The sequence below is a fragment of the Streptomyces sp. NPDC054932 genome, assembly GCF_053610205.1.
On record NZ_JBSGXU010000013.1, the window covers coordinates 15221 to 31246 of the forward strand.

A 16026-nucleotide genomic window follows, 5' to 3' on the forward strand; every position below is an offset into this window, starting at 1 on the left:
ATAGACTGGCAAACACGAGCGTTCGCTCGCGTTTTTCAAGAATGCGAGCGATCTCTCGCGTTTGTCAATCACCCACGGGAAGCAGGGGATTGGACATGCCGGGGACACCCATGGGCAAAAGCACCGAAAAGGGGACCGAGGGCTCCAGCGCCAAGACCAGCGCCGCGACCAGCGCCAAGACCACCACCGGCGGCGCCACCGCCACCCCGCGCCGCCGCCAGGCCCGCGGCGAACGCCGGATCTCCCAGCTGCTGGCCGCCGCCGCCGGGGTGTTCTGCCGCACCGGCTACGCCGCGGCCAGCACCAACGCCATCGCCCGCGAGGCGGGCGTGTCGCCGGGCACCCTCTACCAGTACTTCCCGAACAAGGAGGCCATCGCGATCGAGCTCGGCGGCCAGCTGCTCCAGCGCGCGAACCAGGCGCACGGCCGGGCCTTCCTCCCGGAGAACCTCCAGCGCCCCCTGCCGGAGCTCCTCGACGCCGTCCTCGACCCGGTCATCGCCTTCAACTGCGAGAACCCCGCCTTCTGGGCGCTCATGCACGGCACCGGCATCCCCGGCATCGCCCAGGAGCACGAGGAGCTGCACGCCGGCCTGCTCACGCGGATCGAGGCCGTCCTGCGCGACTTCTGCCCCCGGGCCACACCCCTCGAGCTCGCCCACACCTCGAACATGATCCTGGGCATCTTCAAGTCGTCCCTCGACCTGATCCTGGCCCATGAGGGCGACGAACGCGCCGCCTACACCGCGGAGCTCAAGACCGTCCTGCTGCGCTACCTGGAGCCGATGATCACCAAGGCTCCCCCTCACTGAGCCGACCCGGGCCGCCCGCCCGCCGGCCCGCCCGGCCCACCCGCCGGCCGACCCGCCCGCCCGGCACGAGGCTTCCCGAGTGATCCATATCGGCCATTCGCCGACAGTTCGCCCATTCCTGCCAGTTTTGAGACCAGGATCGGAAGACTGGGAGCCGACGCTCGCTTTCATACCCCCCAGGGGTATAGTCTCGAAGTGTCGGGAGGACGGTGGAGCCATCGGCCGCCCCTTCCGGTGACCGGCACACGCCCCCGAAGAGGAGAACGACATGACCGCCGAGACGGACACCCAGACCACCACCGTCTACCGGGTGACCGGCATGACCTGCGGACACTGCGAGGGCGCGGTGACCACCGAGATCTCCGCCCTGCCGGGTGTCAGCACGGTCAAGGCCGTCGCCGCGACCGGCGAGGTCACCGTGGTCTCCGCCGCCCCGCTCGCGGACGAGGACGTCCGCGCCGCCGTCGACGAGGCCGGCTACGAGTTCGCCGGACAGGTCTGAGCGGCCCCGCCCCTCCCGCACGGCACCCGCGGCAGCCCCGCGGCACCCTGCCGGGCCGTGCCGGCCAGCTCATACTGGTCCCGTACGGCCCGGCCCTCCCCCTGGAGCCGGAACATGAGCAGCAGCACAGTGCACGACGGACCGATAACGGCGGTCGAGCTCTCGATCGGCGGGATGACCTGCGCCTCCTGCGCGGCCCGCATCGAGAAGAAGCTCAACCGGATGGACGGCGTCGAGGCCACGGTGAACTACGCCACCGAGAAGGCCCGCGTCTCCTACACCGGTGACGTCCGCGTCGCCGACCTGATCGCGACCGTCGTCAAGACCGGCTACACCGCCGAGGAGCCCCCGCCGCCCGCCCCGGAGGCCGCCGAAGAGGCACGGACCGGCGAGGTACCGACCGACGAGGTACGGACCGGGGCCGCCGACCCGGCGCTCGCCGCGCTGCGGCAGCGGCTGCTGGTCTCCGTCGCCCTCGCCCTGCCGGTCGTGCTGCTCGCGATGATCCCGGCCCTCCAGTTCGACAACTGGCAGTGGCTCTCCCTGACCCTCGCGGCCCCCGTCGTCATCTGGGGTGGGTTCCCCTTCCACAAGGCCGCCTGGACCAATGCCCGGCACGGCGCCGCCACCATGGACACCCTGGTCTCGGTCGGCACGCTGGCCGCCTTCGGCTGGTCGCTGTGGGCCCTGTTCTTCGGCCACGCGGGCATGCCCGGCATGCGCCACGGCTTCGACCTCACGGTCTCCCGGACCGACGGCTCCTCCGCCATCTACCTGGAGGTCGCGGCCGGCGTCGTCTCCTTCATCCTGCTGGGCCGCTACCTGGAGGCCCGCTCCAAGCGGAAGGCGGGCGCGGCCCTGCGGGCCCTGCTGGAACTGGGGGCCAAGGACGTCGTCGTCCTGCGCGCCGGACAGGAGGTCCGGATCCCGGTGGGCGCACTCGCGGTCGGCGACCGGTTCGTCGTCCGCCCCGGCGAGAAGATCGCCACCGACGGCACGGTCGTCGAGGGCAGCTCCGCCGTGGACGCCTCCATGCTGACCGGCGAGTCCGTCCCGGTCGAGGTCTCCGTGGGCGACTTTGTCACCGGAGCCACCGTCAACGCCTCGGGACGCCTGGTGGTCGAGGCCACCCGGATCGGCGCCGACACCCAGCTGGCCCGGATGGCCCGGATGGTGGAGGACGCACAGAACGGCAAGGCCGAGGTGCAGCGCCTCGCGGACCGGATCTCCGGCATCTTCGTCCCCGTCGTCCTGGCGATCGCACTCGGCACCTGGATCATCTGGCTGCTCATCACCGACGACCCCACCGCCGCCTTCACCGCCGCCGTGGCCGTCCTGATCATCGCCTGCCCGTGCGCCCTGGGCCTGGCCACCCCGACCGCCCTGATGGTCGGCACCGGACGGGGCGCGCAGCTCGGCATCCTGATCAAGGGGCCCGAGGTGCTGGAGTCCACCCGCCGCGTGGACACCGTCGTCCTGGACAAGACCGGCACCGTCACCACCGGCCGGATGACCCTCGAGGGCGTCCACACCGCCGCGGGCGTCGACGAGAGCGAACTCCTGCGCCTCGCCGGGTCCCTGGAGCACGCCTCCGAGCATCCGATCGCCCGGGCCGTGGCCACCGGGGCGGCGGAGCGGGCGGGCGCCCTGCCGGTCCCGGAGTCCTTCGAGAACGTCGCCGGGCTCGGCGTCCAGGGCGTGGTCGACGGGCACGCCGTCCTGGTGGGCCGCGAGCAGCTGCTGGCCGACTGGTCGATCGCCCTGCCGGCCGCACTGGCCGGGGCCAAGGCGGCCGCCGAGGCCGCGGGCAGCACCGCCGTCCTGGTGGCCTGGGACGGCGCGGCGCGCGGGGTCCTGACCGTGGCCGACGCGGTCAAGGAGACCAGCGCCGAAGCGGTCGCCCGGCTGCGCGCGCTCGGCCTCACCCCGGTCCTGCTGACCGGCGACAACAGGGCCGTCGCCGAGACGGTGGCCCGCGAGGTGGGCATCGACGAGGTGATCGCCGAGGTGCTCCCGCAGGACAAGGTGGACGTCGTACGCCGCCTGCAGGCGCAGGGCCGTACGGTCGCGATGGTCGGCGACGGGGTCAATGACGCGGCCGCGCTGGCCCAGGCGGACCTGGGGCTGGCCATGGGCACCGGCACGGACGCGGCCATCGAGGCGGGCGACCTGACCCTCGTACGGGGCGACCTGCGGGTCGCGGCGGACGCGATCCGGCTCTCCCGCCGGACCCTGGCCACCATCAAGGGCAATCTGTTCTGGGCCTTCGGCTACAACGTGGCGGCCCTGCCCCTGGCGGCCGCCGGCCTGCTCAATCCGATGATCGCGGGGGCCGCGATGGCCTTCTCCTCGGTCTTCGTGGTGACCAACAGCCTGCGGTTGCGCTCGTTCCGGTAGTGGATCGCCTCCTCACGGTCCGCACACTTCCTTCACGGGAGACGCAGATCACAGTGACCACAACGTAACCATCCGGGGTCGTCATGGGTCTAATGGGGCGATGCCAAGAACGTCTTGGGGGACGTTTCACGGAGACCTGGGGGGTTTCCGTGGGTATCCGCCGGCCGGGACACGTACCCGCGGGAGGCTTTGAGCGGCCCTCCCGAATCGAACGGGTCCCGGCACACCGACGCCCCGACTCGGGTCCCGTGGGGGGAATCCGTTTCGGGGAAAAGGGAAGCGCCCCGACCGTCGACCCGTGGGGGGATCGATGGCGGGGCGCTTCTCGTAAGCCTGGGGCTACCTGCGGTGCCGTCCGCGCGGCCGCACGCCGCGCGGTTGGAGAGCCTCGGGTCAGCGGGCCTCTACGGGCACGAAGTCGCGCAGGACCTCGCCCGTGTAGATCTGGCGCGGGCGACCGATGCGGGAACCCGGCTCCTTGATCATCTCGTGCCACTGGGCGATCCAGCCGGGCAGGCGGCCGAGCGCGAAGAGCACGGTGAACATCTCGGTGGGGAAGCCCATCGCCCGGTAGATCAGACCGGTGTAGAAGTCCACGTTGGGGTAGAGGTTGCGCTCGACGAAGTACTCGTCGGCCAGCGCGTGCTCCTCCAGCTTGAGCGCGATGTCGAGCAGCTCGTCGCTCTTGCCGAGCGCCGAGAGGACGTCGTGCGCCGCCGCCTTGATGATCTTCGCCCGGGGGTCGAAGCTCTTGTAGACGCGGTGTCCGAAGCCCATGAGGCGGACGCCGTCCTCCTTGTTCTTCACCTTGCGGATGAAGGCGTCGACGTCGCCGCCGTCGTTCTTGATGCCTTCCAGCATCTCGAGGACGGACTGGTTGGCGCCACCGTGCAGCGGGCCCCACAGGGCCGAGATGCCGGCGGAGATCGAGGCGAACATGTTCGCCTGCGAGGAGCCGACCAGACGCACGGTGGAGGTGGAGCAGTTCTGCTCGTGGTCCGCGTGCAGGATGAGCAGCTTGTCGAGCGCGTTGACCACGACCGGGTCCAGGTCGTACTCCTGGGCCGGCACGGAGAAGGTCATGCGCAGGAAGTTCTCGACGTAGCCGAGGTCGTTGCGCGGGTAGACCACCGGGTGGCCGACCGACTTCTTGTACGCGTAGGCCGCGATCGTCGGGAGCTTGGCCAGCAGCCGGATCGTCGAGAGGTGGCGCTGCTTCTCGTCGAAGGGGTTGTGGCTGTCCTGGTAGAACGTCGACAGCGCGCTGACCACGGAGGACAGCATCGCCATCGGGTGCGCGTCCCGCGGGAAGCCGTCGTAGAAGCGCTTCACGTCCTCGTGCAGCAGCGTGTGCTGGGTGATCTCGTTGCGGAACGACGCGAGCTGGTCGACGGTCGGCAGCTCGCCGTTGATCAGCAGGTACGCGACCTCGATGAAGGTCGAGCGCTCGGCGAGCTGCTCGATCGGGTAACCGCGGTAGCGCAGGATGCCCTGCTCACCGTCGAGGTAGGTGATCGCGGACTTGTAGGCCGCGGTGTTGCCGTAGCCGCTGTCCAAGGTGACGAGCCCGGTCTGGGCCCGCAGCTTCGAGATGTCGAAGCCCTGGTCACCGACGGTGCTCTCGACCACCGGGTAGGTGTATTCACCGTCCGCGTACCGGAGTACTACAGAGTTGTCGCTCACGTCATCCCTCACCGACGTAGTGCCTCTTCTTCGAGGTGCCCTGACTGCCTCTACCTTCCCCCATTTGGCGCAGGAGAGTGCACTCGGGGTCGGCCTTTGGTGCTTCTGACGGCACTGAGTGCCGCCAACCTCCTCATCCTGCCCCTCCGGGCCGGTTGCCGGAACCCCAAATGATCGATCATCTAGGTGATGTTTCCCACCGGTATCCGGCCGGACAGCCTCGCCGCGACCGCCGTGTACCTCCTGCCTGCGGAAACGGTACGCACCGCCTGGCCGAGCGCCTTGCGGGACCCGACGAGGACGACCAGTTTCTTCGCCCTGGTCACCGCCGTGTAGAGCAGGTTGCGCTGGAGCATCATCCAGGCCCCGGTGGTGACGGGGATCACGACCGCCGGATATTCACTCCCCTGTGAACGGTGAATGGTGACGGCGTACGCGTGGGCCAGCTCGTCGAGCTCCCCGAACTCGTACCCGATCTCCTCGTCCTCCTCCGTCCGGACCGTCAGGCGCTGCTCGTCCAGGTCCAGACCGGTGACCACACCGACCGTGCCGTTGAAGACGCCGTTGGCGCCCTTCTCGTAGTTGTTCCGGATCTGGGTCACCTTGTCGCCCACCCGGAAGACCCGGCCGCCGAACCTCTTCTCCGGCAGGTTCGGCCGGGCGGGCGTCATCGCCTGCTGGAGCAGCCCGTTGAGGTTTCCGGCGCCGGCCGGGCCGCGGTGCATCGGCGCGAGCACCTGGACGTCCCGGCGCGGGTCCAGCCCGAATCTGGCCGGAATCCTGCGGGCGGCCACGTCCACGGCCAGCACTCCGGCCGCCTCCGTGTCCTCCTCCGGGAAGAGGAAGAAGTCCGGCAGGCCGTCCGTGATCGGCGGCAACCCGGTGTTGATCCGGTGGGCGTTGGTGACCACGCCGGACTGCTGCGCCTGCCGGAAGATCCGGGTCAGGCGCACCGCGGGCACCGGGCCGCCCTCGGCCAGCAGGTCCCTCAGCACCTCGCCGGCGCCGACCGACGGCAGCTGGTCCACGTCGCCGACGAGCAGCAGGTGCGCCCCCGGCGCGACCGCCTTGACCAGTTTGTTGGCCAGCAGCAGGTCCAGCATCGAGGCCTCGTCCACGACGACCAGGTCCGCGTCAAGCGGCCGCTCCCGGTCGTACGCCGCGTCCCCGCCGGGCTTGAGCTCCAGCAGTCGGTGCACCGTGGAGGCCTCGGCCCCCGTGAGCTCGGCCAGCCGCTTGGCCGCCCGGCCGGTGGGTGCGGCCAGCACGACCTTGGCCTTCTTGGCCCGGGCCAGCTCGACGATCGAGCGCACGGTGAAGGACTTTCCGCAGCCCGGCCCGCCCGTGAGGACGGCGACCCGGCGGGTCAGCGCCAGCTTGACCGCGTCCCGCTGCTCGGGGGCGAGCGTGGCCCCCGTCCGCCCGGCGAGCCAGCCCAGGGCCTTCTCCCAGTCCACATCCTGGAAGCCCGGCATCCGGTCGTCCTCGGCGTGCAGGAGCCGGCGCACCTGCCCGACCAGCGACAGCTCGGCCCGGTGGAAGGGCACCAGGTACACGGCGGTCAGCGGGTCCGGCCCGCCCTGCGGATCGGGTACGGACTCCCGTACGACCCCTTCCGGGTCGGCGGCGAGCTCGGCCAGGCAGTCGATCACCAGCCCCGTGTCCACCTGGAGCAGCTTGACCCCGTCGGCGATGAGCCGGTCCTCGGGCAGGAAGCAGTGCCCCTGGTCGGTGGACTGGGACAGGGCGTACTGGAGGCCGGCCTTGACCCGCTCGGGACTGTCGTGCGGGATGCCGACGGCCTGGGCGATGCGGTCGGCGGTCAGGAAGCCGATGCCCCACACGTCGGCGGCGAGCCGGTAGGGCTGGTTCTTCACCACGGAGATGGAGGCGTCCGCGTACTTCTTGTAGATGCGCACGGCGATGGAGGTGGAGACGCCGACGCCCTGGAGGAAGACCATGACCTCCTTGATGGCCTTCTGCTCCTCCCAGGCGGCGCCGATCAGCTTCGTCCGCTTGGGGCCGAGCCCCGGCACCTCGATCAGCCGCTTCGGCTCGCCCTCGATGACGTCGAGGGTGTCGGTGCCGAAGTGCTCCACGATCCGCTCGGCGATCTTCGGACCGATGCCCTTGATCAGGCCGGAGCCCAGGTAGCGGCGGATGCCCTGGATGGTCGCCGGGAGGACGGTCCGGTAGTTCTCCACGGTGAACTGCTTGCCGTACTGCGGGTGGGAGCCCCAGCGGCCCTCCATGCGCAGGGACTCTCCGGGCTGGGCGCCCAGCAGCGAGCCGACCACCGTGAGCAGGTCGCCGCTGCCGCGGCCGGTGTCCACGCGGGCGACCGTGTACCCGCTCTCCTCGTTGGCGTAGGTGATGCGCTCGAGCACGCCGTCGACCACCGCCAGTTGCACCGCGCGCGGCGCCCCGTCTGCTGCCATGACCCGAAACTACCGGGCGGCGCCGACAGCGCGTCATGCCTGTGGACAACGCAAAGGGGGTCCCGCCTCGCGGCCGGACCCCCTCACGGTTACCCCTCCCGTGTCGGACTTCCCGATCCCCCCAGATCCCTCCCCGGAAGCACCGACGCAACATACGACCCGCGATGCGCCCGGAGGGTTGCACCCGGAGGTACAGCTTTACGTTTCCGTTACCCAACGCCTACTCAAGGTGCCGGTGAATCGCCACAGAAGTAGCGTTTCCGGCATGAGTGAATCTTCATTCCAGGACGACGTGCTGGGCGAACTCGGCGACGACAAGCTGACCGAGATCGCCGGCCTGCTCGGCACGGACACCGCCGGTGCCAAGGAGACCGTCACCGAGACCGTCGGCGCCATGACCGGCGACCTGCGGCAGAAGGCGGACGCGGACGACGCCGACGGCGCGGAGGTGCGGCGCGCCCTCGCCGAGGTGACCGAGCCCCCGCTGGAGGGCGTGGCCACGCTCGGCGGCCTCGGCGGCCTGCTCAGCGGCGGAATGATGGCCGGGGTGCTGGCCAAGGTGAGCAAGCCCGTGGCCAACGCCGTCTCGAAGAGGACCGGCATCCCCGCGGCCGCCATCAGCCGGGTCATCGAGATGCTGATCCCGGTCGTGCTGGCGGTCCTCGCCCGGCGCGCCTCCGGCAAGGCCGCGGGCACCGGCAAGCCCGGGGCGGCCGGCGCGGCCCCCGGCGGCGGCGGCGCGACCCCCGCGGCGGGCGGCGGCCTCGGCGACCTGCTGGGCGACATCCTCGGCGGCGGCAAGAAGTGACCCCTGCGGGGGGCCTGTTGCCACCCGCTCCGCCTAGAGTTGGGCCATGGCTGAGACCGTGCGGCTACGCGACCCGGAACCGGGGGACCTGGGGTGGATCGTGCAGCGCCACGGCGCGCTGTACGCCGCCGAGTACGGCTGGAACAGCGACTTCGAGGGCCTGGTCGCCCGGATCGTCGCGGACTTCGCCCAGGACCACGACCCCTACCTCGAACGGGTGTGGATCGCGGAGCTGGACGGCCGGCCCGTCGGCTCGGTGATGTGCGTACGGGAGGAGGGCGCGCCCGGCACCGCCCGGCTGCGGCTGCTCCTCGTCGACCCGCAGGGCCGCGGCCGCGGCGTCGGCAGTCTGCTGGTCGACACCGTCGTGGCCTTCGCCCGTTCGGTCGGCTACCGCGAGCTGGTGCTGTGGACCAACGACGTGCTGACGGATGCCCGCGAGCTCTACCTGCGGGCCGGGTTCACCCTGATCGCGGAGCGGCCGCACCGCTCGTACGGGGTGAGCCTGACGGGACAGGACTGGCGGCTCCCGCTCCAGGAGGACCGCCCGCACTGAGCCCGGCCGGCGCCGGGACCGGTGCCGGAGGCCGGGACGCAGCCCGGGACGGGGCCAGCGAGGTCAGTGCCACCCCTCCCACCAGGAGTACGGCCGCCAGCCAGCGCAGTCCCGAGACGGACTCCCCGAGGACCAGGGCCGCGGAGGACATCCCGAACACCGGGACCAGCAGCGAGAACGGGGCCACCGAGGAGGCCGGGTAGCGGCGCAGCAGGTATCCCCAGGCGCCGAAGCCGAAAACGGTGGACACCCAGGCGACGTAGCCGATGACGGCCGCCCCGGACCAGTCCAGGGCCCGCAGTGCCGCCAGGTCGCGCTCGGGTCCCTCCAGCAGCAGCGAGAGCGCGAGCAGCGGCAGCACCGGAACCGTGCACACCCACACCATGAAGTTCAGGGCGTCGGGCGGGGAGGCCCTGCGGGTCAGGACGTTGGACACGCCCCAGCAGGCGGCGGCCGCCACGACCAGGGTGAAGCCGAGCACCGGGCCGGAGGTCCCGCCGTCGACCGCGGCGACGGCGATCCCGGCGAGCGCCACGCCCATGCCGAGCACCCGCACCCGGCCCGGCCGCTCGCGCAGCACGACGGCTGCGAGGACGGCGGTGAAGACGGCCTGGATCTGGAGGACGAGGGAGGACAGCCCGGCCGGCATCCCGGCGTCCATGCCGGTGAAGAGCAGGCCGAACTTGGCGATGCCGAGGGCGACCCCGACCCCGGCGATCCACTTCCAGGCGACCTTGGGCGGCCCGACGAAGAACACGGCGGGCAGGGCGGCGACGAGGAAGCGCAGGGCGGACAGGAGCAGCGGCGGGAAGTGGTCGAGGCCGATCTCGATGACGACGAAGTTGAAGCCCCAGACGGCGGCGACGAGTACGGCGAGTGCGGTGTGTACGGGACGCATGCTTCGAGCATCGACCGCCCGACCATGTAGCACCAGCGCGGATCTCTTCCGCGATGGATGAAGCGTTGCTTACGGATACTCCTGGTGCCACGATGGAGGCATGCTCGATCTCGCCCGGCTGCGCGCCCTGCACGCCGTCTCCGTCCACGGCTCGGTCGCCGGCGCTGCGGCCGCCCTCGGCTACACCCCCTCGGCGGTCTCGCAGCAGATCTCCAAGCTGGAGCGGGAGACCCGCACCACCCTGCTGGAGCGCCGCGGGCGCGGGGTCGCGCTCACCGAGGAGGCCCGCCATCTGGCCGATACGGCCCAGGAGTTGCTGGCGATCGTGGAGCGCGCCGAGACCACCCTGGAGGAGCGGCGCGGACAGCCGAGCGGACTGCTGACGGTGGCCGCCTTCGCCTCGGCGGCGCGCGGGCTGCTGCCGCAGGTGCTGGCCGATCTGGCCCGTCGGCATCCGGCGCTGGACGTACGGCTGACCGAGGTGGACCCGCACCTGTCGGTGGAACTGGTGGCCCGGGGGGTCACCGATCTGGCGGTGGCGCACGACTGGGACATCGCCCCGCTGCCCGCGCCCGAGGGGATCGAGCAGGCGGTGATCGGGGATGACCTCTGCGACCTGGTGGTGCCGGCCGGACACCCCTTCACCACGCGCAACGTCATCCGGCGCGCCGACCTCGGCGGCGAGCGCTGGGTCTGCCAGCCGCCCGGCCGGGTCTGCCACGACTGGCTGGTGCGGACCCTGCGCACCGCCGGCTTCGAGCCCGACATCGCGCACGTCGCGGAGGAGAACCACACCATCGTCGCCCTGGTCGCGGCCGGGCTCGGGGTGGCCGTCGTACCCCGGCTGGGCACCGGCGCGCTGCCGCCGGGGGCGGTGACCGTACCGCTGGAGCCGGGCCCCGTACGCCGGCTGTACGCCCTGTGGCGGACCGGCGCCGCCCGGCGCCCCGCGATCACCGAGGCCGTCCGCACCCTCCAGGAGCACTGGGCCCAGGGGGCCTCTTGTCAATCAGGCCGGGCTCGCGGGGCCTGATCGGCAAGACCCGAAAGAGACGGCCCAGCCCCGACGGGGTCGGTTGTGCCGGGGTGTCCCCGCAGGGCGTCGAACGCAACCGCCCCGCACGGCGCGCCACCCCGCCACGTTCGGCGCCCGAGGAGACACCCCGGCACGCGGCCGGCCCCGTCGGCCCCGGCCCGTCGGCCCCGGCCCCCCGCCCCCCGGCCGACAGGCCCCGCCCGCCCCGCCCCGGAGGGGCGACACGCAGCGACACGCCCGGCCCCGCCCGAACGGCACCGGTAGGGTCCGGCGCGTGCCGAACCACGCCTCGCGCCGGAACCTGCTCGCCGCAGCCGCCCTGGTCGCCGTCACGGCCGCCGGGGGCGTGTCCGTCGCGACCGGTCCCCACGGCGCCCCCGACGACTCACGACCCCCCGGCGGCCGCCCGGGCCGGGCACGGCTGCGCGCCCTCGTGGACCGGATGAGCCTCGACGAGAAGATCGGGCAGCTCTTCGTCTCACGGGCCTACGGACACTCGGCGACCGATCCCGACCCGGCGGACGCCGAGAAGAACATGGAGATGTTCGGGGTGCGCACCGCCGCCGAGCTGGTCTCCCGCTACCACCTCGGCGGGATCATCTACTTCGCCTGGGCCCACAACACCCGCGGCCCGCAGCAGATCGCCTCGCTCTCGGTCGGCCTCCAGCAGGCCGCGCTCACCACCGGCGCCCGGATCCCCCTGCTGCTCTCCACCGACCAGGAGCACGGCGCCGTCGCCCGGATCGGCAAGCCGGCGACCCTGCTGCCGGGGGCGATGGCGCTCGGCGCGGCCGGCTCCACCGCCCACGCCCGGCGGGCCGCCCGCATCGCGGGCTCCGAGCTGGCCGCCATGGGCATCCGGCAGGACTACGCGCCGGTGGCCGACGTCAACGTCAATCCGGCCAATCCGGTGATCGGCGTACGGTCCTTCGGTTCCGACCCGCACGCCGTGGCCGAGCTGGTCGCCGCCCAGGTCCGCGGCTACCAGGGCGCCGGGGTGGCCGCCACCGCCAAGCACTTCCCCGGTCACGGGGACACCGAGACCGACAGCCACGTCGGCCTGCCGGTGATGCGGCACACCCGGGCCGCCTGGGAGGAGCTGGACGAGCCGCCCTTCCGGGCCGCCGTGGAGGCGGGAGTGGACGCCATCATGACGGCGCACATCGTCTTCCCGGCGCTCGATCCCTCGGGGGACCCGGCGACCCTCTCCCGGCCGATCGTCACCGGTCTGCTGCGCGAACGCCTCGGCTTCGAGGGGGTGGTGATCACCGACGCCCTCGACATGGCCGGGGTCCGCCAGAAGTACGGGGACGACCGCGTCCCCGTACTGGCCCTGCTCGCGGGCTGCGACCAGCTGCTGAACCCCCCGGACCTGGGGCTCGCCCACCGCAGCGTGCGGGCGGCCGTCGAGTCGGGCGAGCTGACGCAGGCCCGCATCGAGCAGTCGGTGCTGCGGATCCTGGAACTGAAGTCACGCCGGGGCCTGTTCGACGAGGCGTACACCACCGGCCGGGAGGTGGACGGCGCCGTGGGAATCCAGGAGCACCTGGACGCCGCCGACGCGATCGCGGCCGCGACGACGACCCTGCTGGCCGATCCCCTCGGGCTGGTGCCGTTCGATGCGAAGGCCGGGCCACGGCTGCTGGTCACCGGGACGGACCCGGTCTCCCCCACGGGTACCACCGGACCCCCTACGGCCGTACTGGCCCGGGAGCTGACCGCGCTGGGCTGCCGGGCCACGGCGGTTCCGCCCGCCCGCGCCGTGGCCGCCGCGGCCGGTCACGCGGCGGTGCTGGTGTGCACGTACAACGTCCCGGAGGGCGAGAGCCCGCAGCGCACGCTGGTGGCGGACCTGATCGCCACCGGGGTCCCGGTCGTCTCGCTGGCGGTCCGCAACCCGTACGACCCGGCCCGGCTGCCGGCCTGCGCGGCGGAGCTGGCGACGTACTCCTGGACGGACGTGGAGATGCGGGCGGCGGCCCGGGTGCTCACGGGGGCGCTGCGGCCCGCCGGGCGCCTGCCCGTCCCGGTCCCGGGCCGCTACCCGCTGGGCCACGGGCTGACGCGCTGATTGCTCAGGGCGCCGGCCCGCGGCCCGTGTGTCCCGGCTCCCCGGTACCGGCTCCCCGGTCAGGGGTGTCCGGTACCGGCTCCCCGGTCAGGGCCGTCCGGTCACGGCCGCAGCTGCGGCTCGCGCTCCGGGTCGTGCCGGTCGAGCTGCGCGTCCGGCGCCGCCAGCGGCGCCGCCTTCCCCGCGTCGGCGAGCGCGGCGGCCGGGGCCACCCCGGCCCACTGCAGGATCTTCGCGGTGGCGAGGGCCTTCTCGCCGTCCATGAGCTTGGAGACGTTCGCCCCGTGGTTGGCGCCCGGCGCGATCATCACGTAGCTGTCGCGCACCCCGTAGCCGAGGCGGAACGGCTCGGCGCCCCACGGGTCGTTCTGCCCGTACACGAAGAGCATCCGGTCGGCGTTGGTGCGCACCCACTTGTCGACGTCCGCCATCACCCCCGGCTGGAAGGTCATGGGGATGTCGCGGGGCACGAAGTTGCGCGGCGGCTGGTAGCCGTAGCGGCTCAGGCCCTTGAGGTGCGCCTGCTTGATGTCCGGGGACCCGAGCTGCGTACCCGCCTGGTAGTAGTACGGCGTGTACGTCTCCAGGCCCTGGTCGGCGTAGGCCGAGAAGCCGGAGATCGCGTCGATCGTGTCCCAGATCTCCTGGTCGCTCGCGGTGGCGGCGGCCGGGATCGAGGCGCAGTCGGCGAGCAGGCTGTACTGCCAGAAGGCCCACACGTAGTCGAGCACGACGGCCTCGTACGCCTTGTCGAGGTTGCCGATGGTGGTGAAGGTCCAGCCGTTCTCGGCCGCGGCGACGGCGTACTTGGCCTCCAGCGGCTCGCGGCGGACGAGCGCCTCGCGCTGGACCGCGTTCAGCCTGTCGCGGCACTCCTTGGTGCCGACCTTGGCGAAGAACCGGTCGTAGGCCGAGTCCTCGTTGTTGACGACGTCGTTGGGCGCGACGTAGGCGACCACACCGTCCATGTCGCGCGGGTAGAAGCGCTCGTAGTACGTCGCCGTCATCCCGCCCTTGCTGGCGCCCGTGGACAGCCAGTTCTTCTTGTAGATCTTCTTCAGCGCGGTGAAGATGCGGTGCTGGTCACTGGCGGCCTGCCAGATGTCCAGGTTCGACCAGTTGGCCGGGTCGGGCCGGGAGGGCGTGAAGAATCGATACTCCATGGACACCTGGTTGCCGTCGATGATGGTCGTCGGCTCACTGCGGCGCGGGCTGGTGTTGACGTTGTAGCCGGAGGTGAAGAACACCGACGGCCGCGAGACGTCCTTGTGCAACAGGGTCAGGCGCTGCTTGAAGGTGCCCTTCCACGGCTGCCGGTGGTCCACCGGCTGCTCGTAGTTCAGTACGAAGAAGCGGTAGCCGGGGTACGGCTTCTCCTCGATCAGGCTCATCCCGGGAATGCCGAGGATCTGGTCCTTGATGTCCGTGGCGGCCGCGGGCTCCGCGGCTGTGGCCGCTTGCGCCGTGGAGCCGGCCGCGCCCATGGTGCCGATGAGCACCACGAGCGACAGCAGCCATCCGAGCGTCTTGCGCATTCACCCTCCCCTTGAGTTCACTTCGGTCGCCGTGAACCTAGCCGGGTCAACGCATCACTGACCAGACCCAGTTGGGCCTGTCCCTCAGCACAGGATCCAGCCGGAATCGACCGATCCGGCCCCCACGCTCCCCTTTACATACACGCAGCGGCTGATCGCGCCGACGGTGACAGGCCCGGCATATCGGGTGAATCCCCCGGCCTCGCGCACCGGAGCCCCACCGCGCGGCTGGATGCTCACCGCCATCCGCCGCCGCTCACCGGTGACCGTGGCCACGGTCACCGCGCAGGCCTGGTTGCGGCTCTTGTAGACGCGCACCTCGCCCGTCTCGAACGCCACCGTCCTCGCCAGCCGGCCCGCGCACCGCTCGGTCGCGGCCTGCGCCGCCGGCGGCGCGAACAGCCCGCCCGCACAGAGCCACAGCACCGCCGCGAACACCCCCAGGGACGCGACTCTGCGGCCGCGTCTCCTCAACCCCTGCAACACCCTGTCCCCCGATCGGTCGCACGTACAGCACACGCACGCACGTACGACGCCCGAACTTCCCGGATGGTTGCCGCGCGCAAGGGTCCGGCCGGCCCGTGCCGGGCGCCCCTCCCCCGTACGAGTGCATCCACGACCTCCCGGCAGGACAGCGGGAGTTGACCCCCGGAAGGGCGATTACGCTAGGTGATCGCCAACCCGCTCGCCGTGACCCCGACCTGGCCGTGAAAGGCACTGAGATGACGAACGACCTGCTCGACCGCAAGCTGGAACGCGCCTTCACGCACCTGGACGCCGACGGGAGCGGCGTCATCGACGCCGACGACATCATCGCGCTCGGCTCCCGGCTGCTGACGGCCCTCGCGGAGCCGGACACCTCGCCCAAGGCGGACCTGGTGATGGGCGGCCTGGCCGACTTCTGGCAGGACCTCTTCACCGAGCTGGACATCGACCGGGACGGCCAGGTCACGCCCGAGGAGTACAAGGTGGGCATGACCCGCCTGTACGCGCAGGGCGGGCCCGCCTACGACCGCTCGTTCCGCCCGATGATGCGGGCGATCCTCACGATCGTCGACACCGACGACGACGGGCGCATCAGCCCGCAGGAGTTCCACCGGGCGCAGGAGGTCTTCGACACGCAGCTGAGCCCCGCCGACACCGAGGCGCTCTTCCGGCGGATCGACGCGGACGGGGACGGCTCCCTGACGGTCGACGAACTGCTCGACGCGGTACGCGAGTACTACACCGGCACCGACGAGGACGCCCCGGGGAACCTGCTGTTCGGCGAGTTCTGATCCCGGGGCCCCG

Annotated in this window: 12 protein-coding genes and 1 pseudogene; 8 read left to right on the forward strand and 5 right to left on the reverse strand. The window is 71.8% G+C overall.

The window, feature by feature from the left end:
- Window positions 1-110 precede the first annotated feature (110 nt).
- The 3 genes from ACWGE1_RS05930 (at window position 111) to ACWGE1_RS05940 (ending at window position 3711) form a co-directional block, all read left to right on the forward strand.
- Window positions 111-812 carry a TetR/AcrR family transcriptional regulator gene (locus ACWGE1_RS05930; RefSeq protein ID WP_453419320.1) on the forward strand — a complete coding sequence of 234 codons (702 nt, stop codon included), beginning with the start codon at window positions 111-113 and terminating at the stop codon, window positions 810-812.
- Window positions 813-1080: 268 nt separating this feature from the next.
- Window positions 1081-1314 (forward strand): heavy-metal-associated domain-containing protein, encoded by a 234-nt coding sequence (locus tag ACWGE1_RS05935; protein ID WP_030384770.1) that lies wholly within the window; start codon window positions 1081-1083, stop codon window positions 1312-1314.
- 114 nt (window positions 1315-1428) lie between these two features.
- On the forward strand, window positions 1429-3711 hold the full coding sequence (locus ACWGE1_RS05940) for a heavy metal translocating P-type ATPase (RefSeq protein WP_453419321.1): 2283 nt from the start codon (window positions 1429-1431) through the stop codon (window positions 3709-3711).
- A gap of 393 nt (window positions 3712-4104) precedes the next feature.
- Here ACWGE1_RS05940 and ACWGE1_RS05945 read toward each other — a convergent pair whose 3' ends face one another.
- Both ACWGE1_RS05945 and recD2 read right to left on the reverse strand, forming a co-directional pair.
- Window positions 4105-5394 carry a citrate synthase gene (locus ACWGE1_RS05945; RefSeq protein ID WP_366479131.1) on the reverse strand — a complete coding sequence of 430 codons (1290 nt, stop codon included), beginning with the start codon at window positions 5392-5394 and terminating at the stop codon, window positions 4105-4107.
- Between the two features lie 182 nt (window positions 5395-5576).
- Entirely contained in the window at window positions 5577-7832 is a 2256-nt protein-coding gene (recD2, locus tag ACWGE1_RS05950; protein WP_453419322.1) for an SF1B family DNA helicase RecD2, read from the reverse strand.
- A 265-nt stretch (window positions 7833-8097) separates the two neighbouring features.
- On the opposite strand from recD2, the gene ACWGE1_RS05955 reads away from it, so the two are divergent.
- Both ACWGE1_RS05955 and ACWGE1_RS05960 read left to right on the forward strand, forming a co-directional pair.
- A complete protein-coding gene (locus ACWGE1_RS05955) occupies window positions 8098-8640 on the forward strand; it encodes a DUF937 domain-containing protein (RefSeq protein ID WP_453419323.1) in 543 nt (180 codons plus the stop codon).
- Window positions 8641-8692: 52 nt separating this feature from the next.
- Window positions 8693-9196: pseudogene (locus ACWGE1_RS05960) on the forward strand (GNAT family N-acetyltransferase); the annotation flags it as partial.
- Here ACWGE1_RS05960 and ACWGE1_RS05965 read toward each other — a convergent pair.
- Window positions 9102-10094, reverse strand: coding sequence for an EamA family transporter (locus ACWGE1_RS05965; RefSeq protein WP_453419324.1), 993 nt, complete (start codon window positions 10092-10094; stop codon window positions 9102-9104). The pseudogene ACWGE1_RS05960 and the gene ACWGE1_RS05965 sit on opposite strands and share 95 nt — an antisense overlap.
- Before the next feature lie 100 nt (window positions 10095-10194).
- Between ACWGE1_RS05965 and ACWGE1_RS05970 the strand changes: the two genes are divergently transcribed.
- Together ACWGE1_RS05970 and ACWGE1_RS05975 are read left to right on the forward strand one after the other, a co-directional pair.
- Window positions 10195-11127 (forward strand): LysR substrate-binding domain-containing protein, encoded by a 933-nt coding sequence (locus tag ACWGE1_RS05970; RefSeq protein WP_453419325.1) that lies wholly within the window; start codon window positions 10195-10197, stop codon window positions 11125-11127.
- A gap of 277 nt (window positions 11128-11404) precedes the next feature.
- Window positions 11405-13201 (forward strand): glycoside hydrolase family 3 N-terminal domain-containing protein, encoded by a 1797-nt coding sequence (locus ACWGE1_RS05975; RefSeq protein WP_453419326.1) that lies wholly within the window; start codon window positions 11405-11407, stop codon window positions 13199-13201.
- A gap of 101 nt (window positions 13202-13302) precedes the next feature.
- Here the strand turns inward: ACWGE1_RS05975 and ACWGE1_RS05980 are convergent, their stop codons facing one another.
- Complete coding sequence (locus ACWGE1_RS05980) at window positions 13303-14736, reverse strand: aminopeptidase (protein ID WP_453419327.1); 1434 nt, start codon at window positions 14734-14736, stop codon at window positions 13303-13305.
- An 84-nt stretch (window positions 14737-14820) separates the two neighbouring features.
- Entirely contained in the window at window positions 14821-15174 is a 354-nt protein-coding gene (locus tag ACWGE1_RS05985) for a hypothetical protein (protein ID WP_453419328.1), read from the reverse strand.
- A gap of 284 nt (window positions 15175-15458) precedes the next feature.
- Between ACWGE1_RS05985 and ACWGE1_RS05990 the strand changes: the two genes are divergently transcribed.
- On the forward strand, window positions 15459-16013 hold the full coding sequence (locus tag ACWGE1_RS05990; RefSeq protein WP_453419329.1) for an EF-hand domain-containing protein: 555 nt from the start codon (window positions 15459-15461) through the stop codon (window positions 16011-16013).
- Window positions 16014-16026 lie beyond the last annotated feature (13 nt).

Coding starts and splice junctions, on each gene's coding strand:
- ACWGE1_RS05980 (WP_453419327.1), bottom strand. CDS start 14,736: ATGCGCAAGACGCTCGGATGGCTGCTGTCGCTCGTGGTGCTCATCGGC.
- recD2 (WP_453419322.1), bottom strand. CDS start 7,832: ATGGCAGCAGACGGGGCGCCGCGCGCGGTGCAACTGGCGGTGGTCGAC.
- ACWGE1_RS05930 (WP_453419320.1), top strand. CDS start 111: ATGGGCAAAAGCACCGAAAAGGGGACCGAGGGCTCCAGCGCCAAGACC.
- ACWGE1_RS05940 (WP_453419321.1), top strand. CDS start 1,429: ATGAGCAGCAGCACAGTGCACGACGGACCGATAACGGCGGTCGAGCTC.
- ACWGE1_RS05955 (WP_453419323.1), top strand. CDS start 8,098: ATGAGTGAATCTTCATTCCAGGACGACGTGCTGGGCGAACTCGGCGAC.
- ACWGE1_RS05970 (WP_453419325.1), top strand. CDS start 10,195: ATGCTCGATCTCGCCCGGCTGCGCGCCCTGCACGCCGTCTCCGTCCAC.
- ACWGE1_RS05990 (WP_453419329.1), top strand. CDS start 15,459: ATGACGAACGACCTGCTCGACCGCAAGCTGGAACGCGCCTTCACGCAC.
- ACWGE1_RS05965 (WP_453419324.1), bottom strand. CDS start 10,094: ATGCGTCCCGTACACACCGCACTCGCCGTACTCGTCGCCGCCGTCTGG.
- ACWGE1_RS05935 (WP_030384770.1), top strand. CDS start 1,081: ATGACCGCCGAGACGGACACCCAGACCACCACCGTCTACCGGGTGACC.